Raw genomic sequence first — 21,051 nt, forward strand, 5'->3', positions numbered from 1 at the left:
ATGAAGTTTTTCATAAGATAAGGCTGTTATGACGTTAGTTCGGCAATGAATGTTTGGAGACCCCGGTCGATTTCCCGGGAAAGTCCGGGTGCTTCAAAATTCGCGAATTCGGCTAAGTATTATAACCGGACTTGGGGGCTCCTCGATAAAAGTGCAAACAAACAGCAAATAAACTGCCGGATTTCGCAAAAAATTGGCAATAGTATTGAAGAGGCTTGCTGTTTATCACAAAGGGGATTAAGCCTAAATCTAGAAAAAAGAAAAAATATAAAGGATTACGGTAATATTGGTAGATCCTTATCACCAAAATAACTGGGGAATATTGAAACGCTTATTGCTGTAAGGTTAAGTGATATGTTTTTATTTTGGCATGCAGCTTGCTTAAATTTTAGAAAGAATTAATTTAAATTTAATTCTTTTATTTGCAGGAATAATCAAATAATTAAAAGAATATTAACATATTTTAGACTTGTTATGTGGATCAATTTACTAAAAGCTGACGAACAAGTCACAAACATATTGTCTCTTAGGGAAAGGAGGAAATCTGGGAAAATTATTTTTTATCGATTGGTCAAAGCCGGACAAAATTTTGGGATAAGGGGTGACCAAAAGGTGTCCACTTTAAAGCTTGAAGATTTATATCAGATTAAAATCTTAAAAGAAAAGGTTTTACAGAATAATGATCAACTAATCAAGAAATTTGAGGAAATAAAGAATATTGGGCAGAGGTACGAAAATATCTTAGACTCCATTGACGAAGGTGTCTATGTCGTAGATACAAAGGGCAACTTATGCTTTTATAATCCGGCATTAGAACGGCTGGAAGGATATAAAGCGGAAAATGTTTTAGGGAAGCATGTCACCGAGTTATATCCTTTGGATTGGGAGTCCAGTTTGCTTTTGAAAGCGATTACTACCGGCAAACCGATTTTAGACTATTATCAGGAATATTTTCTGAATGACCGGCAAATTAATATAATCTGTAATACTGTGCCATTGTATACAAATGGGGTAGTATCAGGAGCGGCTTCAATTGTCCGAGACTTTTCCCGGTTTAAGGAAATGGTAGAAAAAAACCTGGATTTACAGGAAAAACTGGTTAACAAGAATGCCAGGGCGGGGATGAAGTCTCAGGACGAAGAAATATATTTTTCTTTTGGACAGATTATCGGCGAAAACAGTAGCTTAAAGGAGTGCATTAGCTGGGCTAGAGCGGCGGCTAAAAGAGAGTCGCCCGTCTTTATTTTCGGTGAGACAGGCACCGGTAAAGAATTGTTTGCCCAGAGTATTCATATGGAAAGTGTCCGGGCCAAAGGGCCTTTTTTGGCTTTAAATGTAGCAGCTATTCCCGAAACTTTGTTAGAGGGGATATTGTTTGGTACTTCCAAAGGAGCTTTTACGGGGGCAATTAACCGTGTGGGTATGCTGGAGCAAGCAAATGGGGGCACCTTGTTTCTGGACGAAATTAATTCCATGCCGACTACTCTTCAGGCGAAGCTCCTCAGAGTTTTGGAAGAAAAGAAGATCAGACGGCTGGGAGATAATGAGGCCATTTCTGTGGATGTTCGTATCATTAGTAGTTGTAATGTTGAGCCGGTTGAGGCACTGGAAAAAGGACAGTTGAGAAATGACTTGTTCTATCGCCTGGCTGTCGTTTATCTGGTGATTCCTCCTTTGCGTGAGCGCATGGATGATTTAGAAATGCTGTCCAGCTTCTTTATTCAACAATATAATCAATTATTGCGTCTTAACATCCAGGGTTTAAGTGATGAGGTATTTCAAGCATTCAGAAGCTATTATTGGCCGGGCAATATTAGACAGTTAAAAAATTGTATTGAATGTGCCATGAATATCGTACCCCACAACGCTGATATGATTAAGATTGAACATCTGCCCAAGTATTTAAGATTTTCACAGTGCCAACTGAAAGATTCGATATTTAATGAAATAGAAGATTCAGAAATAAATCGCATTAAGATTGCTTTGAAGAAAAATAACGGAAATATTGCTCGAACAGCAACACAATTGGGCATGAGCAGGCAAAGTTTACAGTACAGAATTAAAAAATACAATTTAAAATAATATCAATGGCAATTTGGCGGGAAAGTTTGCAAAACTTTTCCCGCTTTTTTATTGTATAACGAAAACAGTATATAGGATGGTTATCTACGAGGATTCCTTTTAGGGATCCTCTTTTTTGCTTAACGGGTGCAAAGATTCGCAAAAACAGATAGTTTTTTGTTTGCTTTCCATTGCATTGTGGACCTTTTTATCCCTAAAAAGCCTTGATTTTCGTGCTATCCATGTTTCTAAATTTTGGCATGGGAATTGCTTATGATTGTAATTTGAAAAGATTTTTTGATGAATCATTTATTTATTGGCACGGTTTATATTCATCAGAAAAATTTGAAAGGAGGGAAAGACATTGCGTATATCTGAACACCCGATCTTGGAGTTTCCTCAAAAAAAGGAGGTTACGTTTTCCTTTGAAGGACAGACACTGACCGGATTGGAAGGAGAGCCCATCGCTTCTGCTCTGCATGCCAACGGAGTGAAGGTTTTACGGCATAGCCCGGAGGATCATCGTGCGAGGGGGTTTTTCTGTGCGATTGGCAACTGTTCATCTTGTTATATGGAAGTGAATGGGGAACCAAATGTGAGAGTGTGCGTGGAAGAATTAAAAGAAGGGATGGTAGTAAAAAGGCAGGAAGGTAAAGGAAAATTTACGCGGAGGTGATGAAATGAAGACTACCGAAATTGCCATTGTCGGCGGGGGACCGGGAGGAATGTGCGCAGCACTGGTGGCGGCAAACCAAGGGGCAAAGGTAACACTTTTTGACAGTGCCAAAATTCTTGGGGGACAATTGATCAAACAGACCCACCGGTTTTTCGGGTCGGAAAAAGAACATGCCGGAACCCGTGGGATCCAAATTTGCGCCATGCTGGAAGGAGAAATCCGTAAGAACGAAAATATTGATCTTCACTTGGATGCAACTGTGGTGGCGGCTTATGAAAATAAAGTAATAGCTTATGAAGAAGGCGACAAGTATGAGAAGATGGCTTGTAAAAAGATCATAGTAGCAGCCGGGGCTTCAGAAAAAATGTTGGCTTTTATGAATAACGACTTGCCGGGTGTTTATGGAGCGGGAGCAGTTCAAACTTTAATGAATGTGCATGGAGTAATTCCCGGGCAGAAAGTATTGATGATAGGATCAGGAAACATTGGCTTAATCGTATCCTATCAATTAATGCAGGCAGGGGTAAAGGTTGAGGCCATTATTGAAGGAGCCCCCGCCATTGGTGGATATAAGGTTCATGCCAGCAAAGTACGCCGGATGGGAGTACCCATTTTAACCTCTCATACTATTCTGGAAGCATATGGTACAGAATGTGTGGAGGGGGCAATTATCTGCCGGTTGGACGAAAAATGGGATCCTGTTCCCGGCACGGAAAAACGGATAGATGTTGATGTAATCTGTTTATCTGTAGGACTATCTCCATTAACAGAGTTATTGTGGCAGGTAGGATGTAAAATGAAATACATTCCTTCCCTTGGGGGTTACGTTCCGGCGAGAGATGAAAATCTCGAGACCACAGTTTCCGGCTTTTATGTGGCGGGAGATGCCTCAGGAGTGGAAGAGGCCAGCGCCGCTATGATCGAAGGAAAAATTGCCGGTTTGGCGGCAGCAGCGTCACTAGGTTATGACCGGCATTATGGCACTCTAAGAAAAGAATACTTGGACGATATCTGGGTTTTACGTTCGGGACCGGTGGGAGAAAAAATTAGACAAGGCCTGCAAATCCTTGCGGAATAGGGGGTGAAGAAGTGTTTGATAAAACAGGAGTAGCTTCCCCGGAAATGATTAAGGGGATTTTACCCAGCGAAGAAAGGCGGAAGAAGGGGCCTTATGCGGTTTTTGAATGTTTTCAGGAGATTCCCTGCAATCCCTGTTATACATCCTGCAAAGTTGGTGCGGTAGAAGAAATGAAAGATATCAATCATCTTCCTAAAGTGAATTACGAGAAATGTACCGGCTGTGGGGTTTGTGTGAGTAATTGCCCGGGACTGGCCATTTTTGTGATTGATGAAACCTACAGTGAAAATGAAGCGACGATTAAGATTCCCTATGAGCTGGTTCCCTTGCCCCAATTTGGCCAGATTGTAGATGCTTTGGACCGGGAAGGCCAAGTGATCGGAAAAGGCCGGGTCCTCAAGGTGCAGAACTCCAAAGCCTTAAACAAGACCAACGCCGTTACCATTGCGGTGCTGAAAGACCAGGCCATGTTGGTAAGACACATTGGATTGGGGGGAAACCGATGAGCGAGAAAGGAAAAACCTATTTATGCCGGTGTGAGGATATCACCTTGGAAGAGATACAGCAGGCACTGAAAGATGGGGCCGAAAGCTTTGAAGACCTAAAAAGGATCACCCGCTGTACGATGGGGCCGTGCCAGGGAAAAACCTGCAGGAACCTGATTATGCAAGAAATAGCCAAAGCTAAAGGAATTAAACCGGGAGAGGTAGATGTTCCTACCTATCGAGCGATCGCAAAACCGGTGAAACTGGGGAAACTTGCCGGAGCGGGAGGTGAAAATAATGCGTAAAAGTGCAGATGTGGTGGTGATCGGCGGCGGTACGGTAGGCTGCGCTACGGCGTACTATATCGCCAAGAAAGGGATCAAAAATGTAGTGCTTTTAGAAAAAGAATGTCTCACGATTGGCAGCACGGGCAGATGCGGGGCCGGAATCAGACAAATGTGGGGTACGGAAATGAACTGTCTGATTTCCCGGGGAAGCTGCGAGTTGTTTAAACAAATTGGTGAGGAATCCGGTTACGGGGATATTGAATTCGAACAGAGAGGCTATCTGTTGATCACATACCGGGAAGACCGGGCGGAAATGTTAAATAAAAATCTGGACCTGCAACACCGGCTAGGGATTAGCGCCCAGCGGCTGACGCCGGAAGAAGCCAAAGAACTTGTGCCCCAATTAAATATAGAAGGGTTAGTTGGTGCTTTTTACGGACCGGAGGACGGATTTATCAACCCATTTAAAGCCACGTATGCCTATGCGCACGGGGCAAAAAAACTTGGGGCAGAAATCAACCAATATACCGAAGTGGTGGGATTTGAAACCGAGGGAAGGCAAATTACCGGAGTAGTCACGAATAAAGGGACCATCGCAACCAATACCGTGATCAATGCGGCGGGTCCTCAGGTCAAGTTAATCGGCCGGATGCTGGGCATGAACCATCCCGTCGAACCGGAACGGCACCAGATTCTAATTACCGAACCGATGGAGCACATGATGGATCCGATGGTGATGTCTTTTGACCACAGTTCGTACTGCCAACAAGTGCGTCATGGCGGATTCCTGATGGGATTTGGCCATCCCCATGAGCCGAAAGGAATTAATTTTGCCAATTCACCCGAATTCATGGAAGATATGGCGAAAAAAATAATTTATCAGTTGCCCTTTTTAAAAGATATCCGGGTGGTCAGACAATGGGCCGGCCATTACGATACCTCCCCTGATGCCCAGCCCATCCTGGGAAAGGTTCCGGAATATGACGGTTACCTAATTGCCTGTGGATGCGGGAAAGGTTTTATGCTGGCACCGATGATCGGACAAATGATGAGTGAATTCTTGATGGGAGAAAAGTCCATCATTGACATCAATATTTTAAATGTAGAACGTTTTGCCAAAGGTGAACTGATCCTGGAACCTGCTGTAGTATAAAGAATATACGTTATAGAGATGTATAAAAAATATGAAAGAATGTTAAGGCAAATAATAAACTGAAATCATGAGAGAGGTGTCATTATTATGTATGCTGCATATGCGGGTCGGCAGCTCCGTCTATTTAATGATTCAGAGGTAAATGCCATCCATGAGGGAGTTGTCAGACTTTTAGAAGAAGTCGGTATGAAGGTTAAAAGCAAACAAGCTTTTGAAATTTTTGAAAAGGGCGGGGCAATTGTTGATCCTGCCACGGAAATTGTAAAAATACCCCGGGCGATGCTGGAAAAGGCTATTAAAACAGCCCCGTCCAAAGTAACCATTTACGGTCGAAATGAAAAACATGATGCGGTTTTGGAAAAAGACCGGGTCCACTTCGGTACCGGGGGGACCGTATGTTATGCCCTGGATTTTGAAACGGGCGAAAGAAGACCTACCATCACCCATGATGTCCGGGATTTGGCCCGGCTGGTGGATACTCTGGATAATATTGCTTTCTATGTCATCCATACTTATCCGGCTGACGTCCGGGAAGATGATGTTGACGTGAACCGTTTTTACTGGGCCATCACGAATACCACAAAACCGATTATGGGCGGCATGTATACCATGAAAGGGCTGCGCGAAGCCATCAAAGTATCCGAAATGGTGGCGGGCGGTGCGGACAAACTGCGGGAGCGTCCCTTTGTCTCCTTCATTACCCTCATGGTTAGTCCTCTGGTGATGGACTGGCTTTATACCGATTTTCTGATTGAAGTGGCAAGTAAGGGACTGCCTTTAGCGGTACCTTCCGAGCCTTTAGCCGGCGCTACCTCGCCGGTTACCCTGGCGTCCACCATTACCATCAACCTGGCCGAATCGCTGGCCGGATTAACCCTCACCCAGTTGGTGAACCCCGGGACTCCTGCTCTGATCGGGACTACCTCCAGCATTATGGACATGAATACCGGGACCTATGTGGCCGGGGCGATTGAATCATCATTGATCAATATCGGTATTGCTCAGATGGCGCAATACTATGACCTGCCCCTTTATGCCACGGGAGGCCAGTCCGATGCTAAATTAAACGACTGCCAGGCGGGTTACGAAAGCGCATCACAAGCTATGGTTCTGGGACTGTCCGGGGCTAACTGGATTCATGATGCCGCCGGTCTTCTCGAATGCTGTACAACAATATCCTATGAAAAAACCGTGATTGATAACGAAATCCTGGGCAATGTACTGAGAGTGCTCCGGGGAGTAGAAGTTAATGAAGATTCTTTGGCTATTGATGCGATTAAAGAAGTTGGGCCGGCGGGTAACTTTTTGGCTCACGAGCATACGGCCTCCCACTTTAGAAGCGAGTTCCTGATTCCCAAGGTATCGGACCGGTGGAACCGGATCACCTGGAATGAAAAAGGCAGCCTGGATACGCATGCCCGGGCCCATAAGATAGCGGAAAAGATCCTGAGAGAGCATAGAGCCGAGCCTATTGATCGGCAGATTCAGGCGGAAATCCGCCGGATGTTTCCGGCTATTAAAGGGCAAGACCTGTAAAATAACAAATTTTAGTCTAATCGGTTTTTAACCCCCATATTGAGGCAGCGCCGCATTCTGCCAGTGCGGCGCTGTCTATTTATAAAGGATCAGGGTATTTGGCGATATCTTGCTTTTTTTTGCACCAAATTCGGCGCCGGATCATGTAAAAAATAGTTTCAAAAGACAATTATAAAAACTCTTTTATAAAAGGCGGGTTTATTTTTGACATTCATTCATGGCTTGCACTATTTTGCATTCATTTATTTTTGTGCGCCTAAATACTATGTCATATAAGGAAATCAGAATTTGCATGTTTTTGGCACAGTTTTTGCGATTTAAATTATTTTTATGTAACATGCTTTTTTCTAGCAGGAGGTAACCAAAGGTGTCCACTTTAAAATTAAAGGATTTATGCCATAAGGAATTATTGAAAGAAAAAATTCCTAAAGAAGCTTTGGAAGATAACAGTCAAATTATTAAAGAAATAGATGAAAAAATAAATTTAAGCATAAAATATGAAAATATATTGAATTCAATTGATGAAGGAGTCTACGTTGTTGATACGGAGGGTTTTTTATTATTCTATAATCCTGCTTTAGAAAAATTGGAAGGATTTAACCACTGGAGTGTCCTGGGAAAGCATGTTACTGAAATATATCCTTTGGATTGGGAGACAAGCCTTCTCTTGAAAGTGATTATCACCGGTAAGCCTATTCTAGACTATTATCAGGAATATTTTGTTAATGACAGACCAATAAGTATAATTTGTAACACCGTACCTGTTTATGCCAACGGTGTAGTTATAGGAGCTGCTTCGATCGTCAGAGATTTCTCCAGATTCAAGGAAATGGTGGAAAAGAACCTTGATCTTCAGGAAAAATTAATTAATAGGAATAATAGGAGTGGGAATAAGTCCCATGATAAAGATATTTACTTTTCTTTTAGACAGATCATTGGGGAAAACACTTCTCTGAAAGAGTGTATAAAATGGGGTGAGGCGGCGGCTAAGACAGAATCTCCGGTCTTTATCTATGGTGAAACAGGGACTGGAAAAGAACTGTTTGCACAGAGTATTCATCTGGAAAGTCCCCGATCCAAGGGACCTTTTCTTGGACTGAACGTGGCAGCCATTCCTGAGACATTACTGGAAGGAATACTTTTTGGTACATCAAAAGGGGCCTTTACCGGGGCAATAAATCGGGTCGGTATGCTCGAACAGGCAAACTCCGGGACATTATTCTTAGATGAAATTAATTCTATGCCCATAGCTTTACAGGCTAAGCTGCTTAGGGTTTTAGAAGAAAAGAAAATCAGACGCTTAGGCGATAATGAAGTTATTCCTGTGGACGTTAGGATCATTAGCAGTTGTAATGTGGACCCTACTGAAGCTATTGAAAAAGGTCAACTAAGAAGCGATTTGTTTTATCGTCTTGCCGTGGTCTATCTTACTATTCCTCCTTTGCGTGAGCGTATGGATGATTTGGAGATGCTTGCCGATGCCTTTATTCAACAATATAATCACTTGTTTAAGATGCATATCAAGGGTTTAAGTGATGAGGTGCTTGCAGCGTTTCGAAGTTATCATTGGCCAGGTAACATCAGACAACTGAAACATTGTATAGAATGCGCTATGAACGTGGTATCTAAAGATACAAACTTAATTGATATTGAAAATTTGCCTAAATATTTGAGATTTTCTCCGGGAAATATTCAAAATTCTGTTTTCACCGAAATAGAAGATTCCGAAAAAAACCGGATCAAAATTGCCTTGAAGAAGAATAACGGGAATATTGCCCGGGCGGCTGTTGAATTGGGGGTTAGTAGACAAAATTTGCAGTATCGAATAAAAAAATATAATCTAAAATAAACTTCTTTTATTTAGATCACAGGAGAGACATTTTGTAAATGGTATTGTTTGCGTTTTTTTTGATAGAGTAACCTATGCGTGATAGAAGAAAAGCTTTTGATCTTAATTCTCTGTCGGTTGATAGGTTAGATATATTTTATTCATTGAACATTTTTTACGTAAATAATTAACAGAATGCCGATTGATTAAAAGGGAATGGAGCATTTTCTATCGAATTTAGTATTATTGAATTTAGCGTTTATGTCTAATTAAAATTGCATCATGTGTGGAATCATAAATGTGATACGATTGAGGTGATGGCATGAAGACCAGATTCAATGAGATCATAAATCAATATCCGTTTTTTCCCGATATCTTAGATAACATTGATGTGGCCGTATACTTTTGTGATGTTAATGGCCGTCTGCTCTATATCAATAAAGTGGCAGAGCGGCTGGATGGGTATACCAACAAAGAACTTTATGGTCGCACCGTAGGAGAGGCCTATGGCTTAGATGAGAAAACAAGCCCGATGTTAATGGCATTGACTACGGAAAAACCTGTGGTGGATAAACCTTTTCGCTATAATGTTAATGGGCGGGAGGTTTATCAGATTTGTAATGCTCGTTCCGTTTTTTTTGAGGGGAAAAAAGTGGGGGCATATACCATCCAAAAAGATGTGACCCAGCTAATGGAGGTTATAGAACAAAATATCAGCCTTCAAAAAAAAATATTTTTGCCAAATGCGGATAATTCCGTGGAATCTCACAAAGATATCATGGGTATTGACCGTCTTATTGGGGAGCATTATCTTTTTAAGGAATGCAAGGAAATGGCGATAAGGGCGGCAAGAAGCGATTCCCCAATTCTTCTCACCGGAGAAACGGGTAGCGGCAAAGAACTATTTGCGCGCTGCATTCATGAAAATAGTAAGAGAAAAGAAGGTCCATTTCTCGCAATAAATTGTGCAGCTATTCCGGAAACCTTGCTGGAGAGCATTCTCTTTGGTACTTCCAAGGGTATCTATACAGGGGCAGTGGAACGGAAAGGTCTTTTTGAAGAGGCTGAAGGTGGTACGTTGTTTTTGGACGAAATCAATTCCATGCCTCTCTTTTCCCAGTCGAAGCTGCTTCGGACTTTGGAGGAAAAAGAAATTCAACATCTTGGGAGTAAAGAGCGAATCAAGATCAATACTCGTATTATCAGCAGCAGCAATGTTTCTCCGCAGGATGCAATCAGCAAAGAACAGATCCGGGAAGACCTTTTTTATCGATTGGCAGTAGTGCATATCGTCATCCCTAATTTGGCTAGTCGCAAAAGCGACATATTCTTACTAACCAACCATTTTATTACACTTTTTAACGAGCGCTTCCAAAAACAAATTATTGGTCTCGATGATGAAGTTCTACGTTTCTTTTTGGATTTTTCTTGGCCTGGAAATGTCCGTCAGCTGAAGCATTGTTTAGAAGCGGCAATGAACCTTGTTACTGATGAGGACCGGAAAATTGGATGGAAGCATTTACCGGCTTATCTGCTATCCGGAAATAATGTCACCACAGGTGGTTACCGTCAGAAAGAGACAATTGTTAAACCGATAAATAATGAATATTCTAAGCCGGACAGTATTGACGTCTTTTCATATATTTTGGAGAAAGAAAAAGAGGAGATCATCAAGGCTTTGATGGAGAACCACGGGAATGTCTCGAAAACCGCGAAACAATTGGGGATGCACCGCCAGTCTTTGATCTATCGGATAAAAAAATATAATATCAAATAACTAGTAAAAAACATAGTAAAAATCATCTGTTTTAAACCATCCGTTAACGGATGGTTTTGTGCTTTATCAGACCCTAAATAGTTTTAAATTCAATTAAACTACCGGAAATATTTTATAAAAAATATTAAACAAAATTAGACAGTTATATTGATTTATAAACTATATTGGACAAACTTTTTTATCGAGGAGTGGGAAACTTAGCATCATATTTGGGTTTTTTAAATGGCATGTATCTTGCTTTAACAAAAAGCTATAGTAAAAAAAGCAGTTGTAAAAGACGTTTAAGGAGGTTGCAGCCATGCAAAGATACCAGATTTTGACACACAATGAAATTGAGCAAATCCATGAAACAAGCCTGCGGATCCTAGAAGAAGTAGGGATCGTTTTCAGCTATGCTCCTGCCCGGGAAATTCTAGCCAGGGGCGGTGCCAAGGTGGATGGTCAACGCGTTTACTTCCCCAAAGATATGGTGGAAAAAGAATTGAAAAAAGCGCCCTCCTCCTTTATCCTACACGCTCGAAACCCTGAAAAGAACGTTTTGATCAACACGCAAAAAACCGCATACGTGGGCCCTTATGGTTCACCATATATTATGGATATGGACAATGGCCGTCGAATAGCGACGTTGGATAATTTTATTACCATTTGCAAACTGGAACATCAAATGGATAGTATCGACATCATGAGCCACATTCCCTGTGAGCCTAATGATGTGGATGTAAAAGGGCGTAGCGCAGAAATGTTTTATCAGACATTGAAACACAGCGACAAGCCTTTGATGGCAAGCGTTTTGAACTACGAAACCGCTAAGGATAATATTGAAATGGCTGCTATCGCTTTTGGTGGTGTTGATTTCATCAAAGAAAAACCCGTTGTTACCGGCATCCCCTGCTCCCTGACGCCGCTTAGTTATGATGACAAAATGGCTGGAGCCATCATTGCCTATGCAGAATACCGTCAACCCCAGTTGGTGAATTCCCTCTGCATCGCTGGGGCCACCGCTCCTGCCACCATTGCCGGCACAGTGGCAGTTCAGAATGCAGAAGTTCTGGCGGGTATTGTGCTGGCGCAGTTAGTCAACGAAGGTACTCCCGTTATCTATTCCGCTTCTGCTTCCAATGCGGAAATGCGCAATGGCTCTCTCGCCATCGGTACTCCAGAAGACGCGGTGTTCTCTCTTATAAACGGTCAGTTGGCCAAATTCTACAGCCTTCCCTGTCGGATCAGCGGTGCCCTTTCCGACAGCAAATGCGCCGATGCCCAGGCCGCCTACGAATCTATGCTGACTTTAAGCATGGCTCAAATGGCTGGTGGCAATTTCATTCTGCACAGCGCCGGTATCATTGATACCTATAACACAATTTCTCTGGAAAAAATGATGTTTGACGATGAGATTATTGGCATGATCCGTCGCATTGATCAGGGTGCCGTTGTCAATGAAGACACCTTAGCGTTTGACGTCATCAAGGAAGTCGGTCCACAGGGCCAATTCCTCACTCATGAACATACATTTATCCATTTCCGCAATGAATTCTACCACCCAGTCTTGAGCGACCGCAGCAATGCCACACAGTGGGAAAGAGATGGCGCTCTAACAGCGGAAAAGAGAGCTAACGCCCGCTGGAAAAAGCTCCTCGAAGAGTATGTGGAACCTTCACTGGACAAGGATATTGACGCCGCATTGAAAAAATACATGAAAAAAATCAAGGTCCGGTAACCCGTATATCAAATTGAACAGGGAAGCGTTCTTGCCTGGATACACATCCCCAGGATGCTACCTGGGAAGCTCAATAAGGAATTTCAAGGAGACCTATTATGGCATGATTATTGCCATTGTATGATAGGCGAAACCGTTCTATGTTGTATTTTTTGTCCACGGCAGATTAATTTAGAAAGGAGGTTCTCTGGTATATTAATTTGAGTTCAAGGGTTAAGATCAAATGGACATTTAAACAGCCTTATTTTTATTAAAAAAAATTAAGGGGGATGACTTATGGAAGAAAAAAATAATAGCTCTGAGCAGTTCAAACCGAGAGATATTAAAGATGTGACAAAAAACTGGGGATTTCTTGGCCGTTTAGATTCAAGTGTATTTGTTATTTCCGTTATTATATGTTTTGGCTTTATCTTTTGGGGAGCAATCGATCATAAAAGCTTGGGTGACGTGTTAGGTAAAATCCTATCATATATTACCACTAATTGGGGCTGGATGTTTCTTGGAGGTGTGTTTTTCTTCGTTTTGTTTTTGTTTGGACTTGCCTTCAGTAAATATGGAAAAGTTAAATTAGGAAAAGACGGCGATGTTCCGGAATACTCCAATTTTTCCTGGTTTGCCATGCTTTTTGGCTGTGGAATGGGGGTCGGACTTATCTTCTGGGCGGTAGCTGAACCTGTCTACCATTATTTATACGGTCCCACATATGCTGGAGCCCATGGGAGTGTTCAGGCGGCTGAATGGTCTATGGCCATCTCCTTTTTCCACTGGGGACTCAGTGCTTGGGCTGTTTATGTGATTGTAGCCATTCCCATCGGCATTCTTGTTTTCCGGAAAGGGATGCCTGCGCTGATTAGCACATGTTTTTATCCCGTTTTGGGAGATAAAATTTATGGGCCGATTGGAAAAGCCATTGATATCATGACGTTGGTATTGACCTTTTTTGGCATGTCAACAACGATCGGTCTCGGTACTATGGAGCTTGGTGCCGGTATTACCTATAAATACGGAGTTGCTTCCGGTCTTTCCTTAAACGTGATCATACTCTTCATAGTTACTGCTTGCTACCTGGCTTCCGCTTGCTTACCTATTGAGCGGGGGATCAAGATTGGTTCCGATATTAGTATGATTGCCACATTGGGATTAATGTTGTTCCTGTTTTTAGTAGGGCCTACGAAATATATCTTGGATAATTTTGTTAATGCGACTGGGCTATATATACAAAATTTCGTTCATATGAGCATGTGGTCAGATCCGGTGGAAAAAACCGGGTGGCTAGGAGGTTGGACGGTCTTCTATTGGGCTTGGTGGATTACTTGGGCTCCTTTTGTAGGTATGTTTATTGCCAAGATTTCTAAAGGGCGAACTATTAAAGAGGTTGTCCTGGCTGCCCTGGTTGTACCAACTCTGTTTGACATGGCTTTCTTCGATATCTTTGGTTCTACATCTGTTAGCTTTGAACTGGCTGAGGCAACGAAAGGTGTAATAGAAAAAGCTATTAGTAACGATATAGCCAGTGCCATCTATGTTTTATTTAATCAATTTCCGCTTAGCGACCTGATCGCACCCATTATTCTTTTTGTATGCTTTACCTTTTTTGTGGTATCGGCCGATTCTTGTACCCTTGTTTTGGGAATGCTGTCTAGCGGGGGAGATGAAAATCCGAGGACAGGCCTGAAAATTATGTGGGGTATTGCGATGGCCTGTTCAGCCGGTGTTCTGCTTGCTTTGGGCGGTCTGAATGCGGTTCAGACAATCGCTATTGTAGCATCTTTTCCCTTTACTTTTGTGATGTTTGGTATGTGTTATACTACGATGAAGCTGCTGCGTCACGATCATCTGTTTCAATCAAGCACCGGCACGAACCAAATAATGACAGGAGCAAAGCAAGGAACGACTATCAGCTAATTTTTTAAGACTTTTCAGTGAATAACACTTATGCTCTAAAAAGGATTCCGAAAAAGGAATCCTTTTTTACTTCTGGTAAACGGCGTGCAACATCATCATCCAACGAACTACTAAGTAAATCCTACCAATAAGTGAGGTATCAGCTGTAAATTTGAATAGATCGGTCAACAAAAGTGAATGACCGGTTTTTTCTTTATCGATAGATTATGAGCAAAAATTTGGCACTAGTTTTGCACTAATTTTAAACAAAAATTTGCACCTGAGATGTTACCCGCACAAAAACGCTAACTAAATAAAAGCTTCCGATTCAGGAAAATAGTGGCACTATTCTTGCATATATAATAGTGCATCAATTTTTTACAAATTACATAGGCAGATGCAAAATGTAACCGAAAAACAGAGAGAAAAAAAGAAATATAAGGCGTTGTGAATTTTGCAACGGCCTAATTGGTATTTCATGGAAGGAGAGTAGATTTTCTTGTAATAAATGATAAATCACCTGAATCATCCCGGGCTTTTCTCAGTAGTTTCTTTATTTTTAAATTTTAGGTTTAACCTGACTAACTTGGCTTACTCTGTATTCGCAGTTCTAAGGTTTGGTAAAAAGCAACCAAACCAAGAACTTGCTTCAGTCTCCCGCCATCAGCGGTCAGGGGACACACTCATTGGGGACATTCCTCTGTAAGAGGTGTGTCCCCTGACCGCTACAGGAATGTCCCCAAATATGCGGGAGTCCAACGCCAACTAAGTCATGCATTTGCAGTTCTCACGCTGTATTAGCAGTTCTAAAACTTGCTTCAATCGCCTGATTTGTTTTGGATTCTCTGACAAGTAAAGGAGATATGATATGGCCATCGGAGTGGATTAATAGGAAGTTTTCTTTACTTCATGCCCTACCATTATCATGCTTTTGACAGTTATTTGACGGAGATATGTATCTCAAACATCAAATAATACTAAATTGAAATCAACAGTAAATAAATGAATTTGGTGCAGAATAATTTGACATGAGAAGGGGTTGATATCTAAAGATGCTGGACTTATTGATCGGTGGTCTGTTAAGAGGGGGCATGTATGTTCTGATGGCTATGGGCCTTTCCTTGGTTTTTGGGGTGATGAAAATTCCTAATTTCGCCCATGGTGAGTTCTATATGATTGGGGCTTATCTGGCATTTTACAGCATTGCAGTCTGGTCTTTGCCTATTCCTTTGGTCTTTATTGTTGCTGCAGTTGGGGGATTTATAATTGGTGGCATAATTGAAAAAACTGTGTTTTATCCTCTAAGGAAACGTTCAAAAAAAGACTGGGTCTTAAACAGCTTTTTAGTCACTGCCGGAATATCTTTCATTCTGATAAACCAGGCACAGGCAACATTAGGTGTAGAGTACAAAGGTGTTAAGGAAATTCTGGCAGGAGCTCTCAAAATTGGCACCATGAGTCTTTCTTATGATCGAATTATCGGATTTTTCATAGCGATGACAACATTGGCTTTTTTTTGGCTGTTTTTGAAGAGAACAAAAAGCGGCAATGCCATTTGGGCCGTATCCGAAGATGAAACAGGCGCCTTGTTGATGGGTATTGATCTCAATAAGATTCAGACACTGACATTCAGCCTTAGCTGTATGCTGGCTTCAATAGCCGGGGCAGCATTATTATCGATTATTCCCGCCTACCCTACGATGGGAGTTCAACCATTGATGAAATCATGGCTGGTGGTCATCTTGGTTGGCTTGGGTAACATAGAAGCGACGATCATTGGCGGATTTGCTGTAGGTTTGATAGAGACATACGCTACCTACAATTTTGGCGCCAGTTGGCAAGACGTAATCTCACTTACCCTGATCATTATGGTGCTGATCTTAAAGCCTTCCGGCCTGTTCGGAAAAAGACAGAAAGTGTAGGTGGTAAAGATGATAAATAATATAATGTACTTTACTAAAAAAGCAAATGAATATCTTGGTATTTTTGGCTTATCTACAATTAGTTTGGCAGGCTTTTTAATCCTGTTTTTCGCCCCACTCTATATTGGCGACGAGTACGTTCTGCATTTATTGGCTGTTAGCTTGATGTTTGGCACATTAGCTATGGGGTTTGATTTGTCTGCCGGCTTTATCAGTGTTGCCAATTGGGGTTATGCCGCCATGATGGGGTTGGGTGCTTATACCTCAGGCCTCCTTTTAATGAGACTTGGGATTTCGCCTTGGATTGGGATTTTCGTCGGAGCCTTTTTTGCCGCACTTTTGGGACTAGTGATCGGGGTACTGACATTAAAAATGGATGGTTTGTATGCGGCTATTCTGGCTTGGTTTGTCGGTCTGGTTTTAATGGCCTTAGCGGCCAGTTTGCAGTGGCTGACCCGCGGTACCCTGGGCCTGAATGTAGATCTTTTTTTTGACACTGGTTGGACCAAACCCTACTTTTACGTTATTTTTGTGATCTGCATTTTAACATACATTTTCCTGCGGAAAGTGACAAGATCCAATCTCGGTCTGGCCTTTACTGCCTTGGGACAGGATGCAGAGGCGGCCCGGACCTGTGGAGTAAACCCCATGAAATACAAGGTGATTAATTTTACCATCTCTTGTTTTATTGCCGGCTTATGCGGCGGATTTTACGCACATTTTTTCGGGATTCTAACCCCGGATCTATTAAATACCAAGCACACAATTGAGATTTTAGTTATTGCCTATATTGGCGGCCGGGGAAGTATTTGGGGACCTCTTCTGGCAGCCTTTATTATCTATCCTGCATTTGAATATCTGAATTTCTTAGTAGAATACAAATTCGTGATTTATGGCCTGCTTCTAATTTTAGTAATGATCTTTTATCCAAACGGAATTTCCGGGCTTTTGAATAGCGCCTATGCATTTGTCTCAAAAAAATTAAAGCTTGATACGGAAACAGGCAGTCACTTGGGCGGGAAAAATTATTAGCCTGAATTATTAATATCATCTAAGGGAGGTGCTTGTTTGGCAAAGTAAACTGGGCCTGCGGGGGAGCGATCATAATTGATCAAATAAAATTATGAGGGGGTAAAAAAATGAAAAAATCTTGTAATACACTGCTATTTCTGGGGATATTATTGCTGGCGGTATCATTATTGGTAACGGGTTGTGGTTCCAAGGAAGCTACAGCTGAGAAAGTGTTAACAATCGGTATTGACCTGCCGCTGACCGGGCCTTGCGCACGTTCCGGGGAAGAGTTTAAGAATGCAGTAGAATTAGCTTTCAATGAAATTGGTAACAAGATTGGCGATTATACGGTTAAATTAGTCTGGATCAATGACCAGTCAGACCCTCAAGTAGCTACCAGTGCCTATGAGCAGGCTGTGCAAAAAGACAAGATAGATGTGGGCTTGATGGGCTGGAACAGCTCAACTTCTGTGGCCCTGATGGAACCTGTTGCCAAGTATCAAATCCCGCATTTTTTTAGCGAAGGTGCAACTGATTTGGTCAATGAAAAATGGAACTCCGATGAAAAGTACAAATATTGGATGGTTAAAGGCTGGGCTACGCCTGAAAAGCTTAGTGTTGCCTATATCTATGCTATTAATGAGGCCATAGCCAATAAAATATGGGTTCCCAGAAATAAAAAAATCTTTTTCCTTTCTGAAGACACAGACTGGGGACGCAGTTTTTCATCAAAATTGAGTGAATTGTTTAAAAAAGAGGGATGGACTGTGGTTGGTGACGAATATGTGAAACCAGGTGATTCGGATCTTTTAGCAGTTCTTACAAAGGTGAAGAATTCAGACGCCTCCCTGTACGGGGGTACTTTCTACAGTGTTCCTTCCCAAACCTCCTTGATAAAACAATCCAGAGAATTAAATATTAAGGCAATGCTGATTGTAGATGCCCTGAACAGCACTTCCGACTGGTATAAGATGGTCGGAGATGCTTCTGATTTTGTTTTGGACAGTGCACCTATGTACCGGGATACTGATATTGCTAAGAAGTTCGTTGCTGACTACAAGGCGAAATATGGTTATGAACCCTCCACAACGGCTGGGGGACTGCAGTATGATTATAGCCGGTTCTTTATCAAAATGGCCAATGAGTGTCTGAAAGAGAACGGTAAACTGGACAGTGCAACAATTTACCAATATGCCGCAGAAAATCTGTGGACTGGCAAAATCAACTTTACCGATGGTGTAGTGATGGAAAATTATGAATTTAATGCCGACTCTATTCCGGATCCGGTGGTTGACGCTGGTAAATTCGTTTTCCCTGTTGTTCAGTACACGAAAGGCAAAATGAATGTGGTTTGGCCGTCAAGCCAAAAAGTCATGGACATGCAGATTCCCGAATACGCTAAATAAGATCAGCAGGATGTGTCCAGCCCGGTTCCCGCGAAACAAGGCGCGGGAGCTTGGCTGGAATGTATGATCAACTTAGGAAAGCAGGTGTCTTCAATGCTCTTATCAACTGAGAGTGTAGAAAAGCGTTTTGGTGGCTTGGTAGCGGTCAAAGATGTTACTTTGACGGTAAATGAGGGGGAAATATTCGGTATTATCGGTCCCAACGGAGCCGGGAAAACAACTTTTCTAAACTGCATTTCCGGATACTATCGGCCGGAAAAAGGAAAAATCACATATCAGGGACATGATATTACCGGGAAGTCTCCCCATCAGCTCAGTCATATGGGAATCGCCCGGACTTTTCAGATCGTGCGATGTTTTCCAAAATTAAATGCCATTGATAATATCCGTGTAGCGCTGATTTTTGGCAGCGGGAAGAAGACATATAATGAATCCTTGGACCATCTGACCAGACACTATCCAAAATTAGGTGAGGACAGAAGAGATCCCACCATTCATCAAGCCGAAGCGTTATTGGATTTTGTCAGATTTCCTGTTTCCCCAAAAATTCTGGCAGAAAATCTCAACACCATGCAGCTGAAACGATTGGAATTAGCCCGGTCCCTCGGCACCAATGCCAAATTGCTCCTTCTTGATGAAGTCGCTGCCGGATTGACACCCGCGGAACTGCCTGATTTTATCGCACTGGTCAAAAAGATTCGGGACAGCGGGGTCACCATTATTTGCATTGAACATGTGATGAAATTTATTATGGATGTTTGCGACCGTATTGCGGTCCTTAATTTTGGAGATAAAATAGCTGAAGGAACAACTGATGAAATAAAGTGCAATCCAAAGGTGTTGGAAGCATATTTAGGTGAAGAGACCGTTCACTAAAGCGGTGTTAGGAGAGGATAATGTGCTGAAGCTTAGCAATGTTGATGCCGGCTATGGAAAACTGGGTGTGCTGTGGGATATTTCCTTAGAGGTGGATGCCGGTGAATTTGTAGCAATTGTCGGTCCCAATGGTGTTGGTAAAACGACTACCATGCGGACAATTGCCGGTATTGTCAAACCTACAAAAGGTGAAATTAATTTTATGGGGAAGCGAATTGACGGACTGCCTGCCCAACAGGTTACCCGTTTGGGAATTAGTTATGTGACAGATGAAGGAAATTTGTTTTCCGGCATGACGGTGATGCAAAACCTGTTATTAGGCGCTTATATTATCAAAGACAAAGAAAAGGTGAAAGAGACACTTTGCAAGGTTTTTGACCTATTTCCCAGACTGGAGGAAAGAAAAAAGCAGTTTGCTGGAACATTAAGCGGTGGTGAACGGAAGATGCTGGCGATTGCTCGAGGATTGATGTCTGATCCGAAATTAATGCTGGTAGATGAACCGTCCCTGGGCCTGGCCCCCAAGCTGGTATTAGCAGTTTTTGAAACCCTGAAAGAGCTGACGAAAAGAGGGGTGACAATTTTATTGGTAGAGCAAAATGTGAATACGACTTTAAAGATCGTTGACAGGGTATATGTGATTGAACAGGGACAGATTATTCAAGAAGGCAGTAGCCAGGAACTTAGAGAAAATGAACATATCAAAAAGGCTTATTTGGGTATAGGTGAGGCAGGATGAAGTAATTACTGACCCAGCCTATGTAATTTGAACAATGACGTGTCCCATAGAAGGCAATGTGGTGAATTAGAGCAAAATGAAAATGTAAAATGTGCTTATAGGTGTTTATCTAATTAAATGAGTAGAAATATTGAAAAGGAAGCAGCCCTCAACATGAATGGGGTTGCTTTCTCTTATGTAATTGAAGTAGAAAGGCATAATAAAAAATGAATAATAGTTTTCTTATTTTTATATCTAATAAGACTCCTTCTAATTGTAAAGTGCAAAAATGAAAGTGTTATGCCAAATGATTTGTTTGCAGTTTTTTGCGCTTTATAAATCATATTAATGAGGAAGTGTGATTTTCCCGGCTTTTTTGCTTAAAAATTTTTGGCATGGTAATTGCATAAGCATAAGTGTATAAAAATGAAAAATATTTCCGAGTTAACATGCCTAAAGTAAATGCGATGGCGGTTAAACGATAGGGTATAAATGGAAACGTTTATGCCTCCTTTTGGAAAGGAAATTTAATTTAAGAGATACCGGGAACATATTTTATATGTCTGGGTACCTTTAAATTGGATTTCCTTTTTGATTGGCAGAATTCAGAGAGAATGCTACTTTTTCTGAACTATT

At 41.9% G+C, this 21,051-nt stretch carries 16 protein-coding genes and 1 riboswitch; all 16 genes read left to right on the forward strand.

The genetic code is table 11. From position 1 onward, the window contains the following. Positions 1-612 precede the first annotated feature (612 nt). On the forward strand, positions 613-2,082 hold the full coding sequence (locus tag DCMF_RS26745) for a sigma-54 interaction domain-containing protein (RefSeq protein WP_236860129.1): 1,470 nt from the start codon (positions 613-615) through the stop codon (positions 2,080-2,082). Between the two features lie 343 nt (positions 2,083-2,425). Further along, the gene (locus DCMF_RS26750; protein ID WP_148137270.1) at positions 2,426-2,737 is read left to right on the forward strand and encodes a (2Fe-2S)-binding protein; all 312 of its coding nucleotides are present in this window, start codon (positions 2,426-2,428) and stop codon (positions 2,735-2,737) included. Between the two features lie 4 nt (positions 2,738-2,741). Next, complete coding sequence (locus DCMF_RS26755) at positions 2,742-3,815, forward strand: NAD(P)/FAD-dependent oxidoreductase (RefSeq protein WP_148137271.1); 1,074 nt, start codon at positions 2,742-2,744, stop codon at positions 3,813-3,815. Positions 3,816-3,826: 11 nt separating this feature from the next. After that, positions 3,827-4,321 carry a 4Fe-4S binding protein gene (locus DCMF_RS26760; RefSeq protein ID WP_148137272.1) on the forward strand — a complete coding sequence of 165 codons (495 nt, stop codon included), beginning with the start codon at positions 3,827-3,829 and terminating at the stop codon, positions 4,319-4,321. Continuing rightward, positions 4,318-4,605: a (2Fe-2S)-binding protein gene (locus DCMF_RS26765; protein WP_148137273.1), complete on the forward strand. Its 288-nt coding sequence runs from the start codon at positions 4,318-4,320 to the stop codon at positions 4,603-4,605. The genes DCMF_RS26760 and DCMF_RS26765 overlap by 4 nt, the downstream gene beginning before the upstream one ends. Next, on the forward strand, positions 4,598-5,740 hold the full coding sequence (locus DCMF_RS26770; RefSeq protein ID WP_148137274.1) for an NAD(P)/FAD-dependent oxidoreductase: 1,143 nt from the start codon (positions 4,598-4,600) through the stop codon (positions 5,738-5,740). Before DCMF_RS26765 ends, DCMF_RS26770 begins: the two co-directional genes overlap by 8 nt. Positions 5,741-5,827: 87 nt before the next feature. After that, positions 5,828-7,276 (forward strand): trimethylamine methyltransferase family protein, encoded by a 1,449-nt coding sequence (locus DCMF_RS26775; RefSeq protein WP_148137275.1) that lies wholly within the window; start codon positions 5,828-5,830, stop codon positions 7,274-7,276. Positions 7,277-7,643: 367 nt separating this feature from the next. Further along, positions 7,644-9,125, forward strand: a complete 1,482-nt coding sequence (locus DCMF_RS26780; protein ID WP_236860130.1) for a sigma-54 interaction domain-containing protein — start codon at positions 7,644-7,646, stop codon at positions 9,123-9,125. Between the two features lie 301 nt (positions 9,126-9,426). Continuing rightward, positions 9,427-10,881 carry a sigma-54 interaction domain-containing protein gene (locus DCMF_RS26785; protein WP_148137276.1) on the forward strand — a complete coding sequence of 485 codons (1,455 nt, stop codon included), beginning with the start codon at positions 9,427-9,429 and terminating at the stop codon, positions 10,879-10,881. Between the two features lie 298 nt (positions 10,882-11,179). Next, entirely contained in the window at positions 11,180-12,598 is a 1,419-nt protein-coding gene (locus DCMF_RS26790) for a trimethylamine methyltransferase family protein (protein WP_148137277.1), read from the forward strand. 276 nt (positions 12,599-12,874) lie between these two features. After that, positions 12,875-14,503, forward strand: a complete 1,629-nt coding sequence (locus DCMF_RS26795; protein ID WP_148137278.1) for a BCCT family transporter — start codon at positions 12,875-12,877, stop codon at positions 14,501-14,503. A gap of 1,031 nt (positions 14,504-15,534) precedes the next feature. Next, the gene (locus DCMF_RS26800) at positions 15,535-16,404 is read left to right on the forward strand and encodes a branched-chain amino acid ABC transporter permease (protein WP_148137279.1); all 870 of its coding nucleotides are present in this window, start codon (positions 15,535-15,537) and stop codon (positions 16,402-16,404) included. A 9-nt stretch (positions 16,405-16,413) separates the two neighbouring features. Beyond that, positions 16,414-17,436 (forward strand): branched-chain amino acid ABC transporter permease, encoded by a 1,023-nt coding sequence (locus DCMF_RS26805; RefSeq protein ID WP_148137280.1) that lies wholly within the window; start codon positions 16,414-16,416, stop codon positions 17,434-17,436. Positions 17,437-17,543: 107 nt separating this feature from the next. Further along, positions 17,544-18,821 carry an ABC transporter substrate-binding protein gene (locus DCMF_RS26810; RefSeq protein ID WP_148137281.1) on the forward strand — a complete coding sequence of 426 codons (1,278 nt, stop codon included), beginning with the start codon at positions 17,544-17,546 and terminating at the stop codon, positions 18,819-18,821. Between the two features lie 93 nt (positions 18,822-18,914). Continuing rightward, positions 18,915-19,697, forward strand: coding sequence for an ABC transporter ATP-binding protein (locus DCMF_RS26815; protein WP_148137282.1), 783 nt, complete (start codon positions 18,915-18,917; stop codon positions 19,695-19,697). Between the two features lie 22 nt (positions 19,698-19,719). After that, positions 19,720-20,436 (forward strand): ABC transporter ATP-binding protein, encoded by a 717-nt coding sequence (locus tag DCMF_RS26820; protein WP_148137283.1) that lies wholly within the window; start codon positions 19,720-19,722, stop codon positions 20,434-20,436. Positions 20,437-20,840: 404 nt separating this feature from the next. After that, positions 20,841-20,956, forward strand: a riboswitch (molybdenum cofactor riboswitch). The last annotated feature ends 95 nt before the right edge of the window (positions 20,957-21,051 follow it).

Source organism: Candidatus Formimonas warabiya, from assembly GCF_002777255.1.
GTDB classification, from domain to species: Bacteria; Bacillota; Dehalobacteriia; order Dehalobacteriales; family Dehalobacteriaceae; genus Formimonas; species Formimonas warabiya.

Excerpts from the sequence above, each read along its gene's own strand:
- DCMF_RS26790 (WP_148137277.1), top strand. The coding sequence starts at position 11,180 with ATGCAAAGATACCAGATTTTGACACACAATGAAATTGAGCAAATCCAT.
- DCMF_RS26755 (WP_148137271.1), top strand. The coding sequence starts at position 2,742 with ATGAAGACTACCGAAATTGCCATTGTCGGCGGGGGACCGGGAGGAATG.
- DCMF_RS26765 (WP_148137273.1), top strand. The coding sequence starts at position 4,318 with ATGAGCGAGAAAGGAAAAACCTATTTATGCCGGTGTGAGGATATCACC.
- DCMF_RS26795 (WP_148137278.1), top strand. The coding sequence starts at position 12,875 with ATGGAAGAAAAAAATAATAGCTCTGAGCAGTTCAAACCGAGAGATATT.
- DCMF_RS26775 (WP_148137275.1), top strand. The coding sequence starts at position 5,828 with ATGTATGCTGCATATGCGGGTCGGCAGCTCCGTCTATTTAATGATTCA.
- DCMF_RS26800 (WP_148137279.1), top strand. The coding sequence starts at position 15,535 with ATGCTGGACTTATTGATCGGTGGTCTGTTAAGAGGGGGCATGTATGTT.
- DCMF_RS26805 (WP_148137280.1), top strand. The coding sequence starts at position 16,414 with ATGATAAATAATATAATGTACTTTACTAAAAAAGCAAATGAATATCTT.
- DCMF_RS26815 (WP_148137282.1), top strand. The coding sequence starts at position 18,915 with ATGCTCTTATCAACTGAGAGTGTAGAAAAGCGTTTTGGTGGCTTGGTA.
- DCMF_RS26770 (WP_148137274.1), top strand. The coding sequence starts at position 4,598 with ATGCGTAAAAGTGCAGATGTGGTGGTGATCGGCGGCGGTACGGTAGGC.
- DCMF_RS26810 (WP_148137281.1), top strand. The coding sequence starts at position 17,544 with ATGAAAAAATCTTGTAATACACTGCTATTTCTGGGGATATTATTGCTG.
- DCMF_RS26785 (WP_148137276.1), top strand. The coding sequence starts at position 9,427 with ATGAAGACCAGATTCAATGAGATCATAAATCAATATCCGTTTTTTCCC.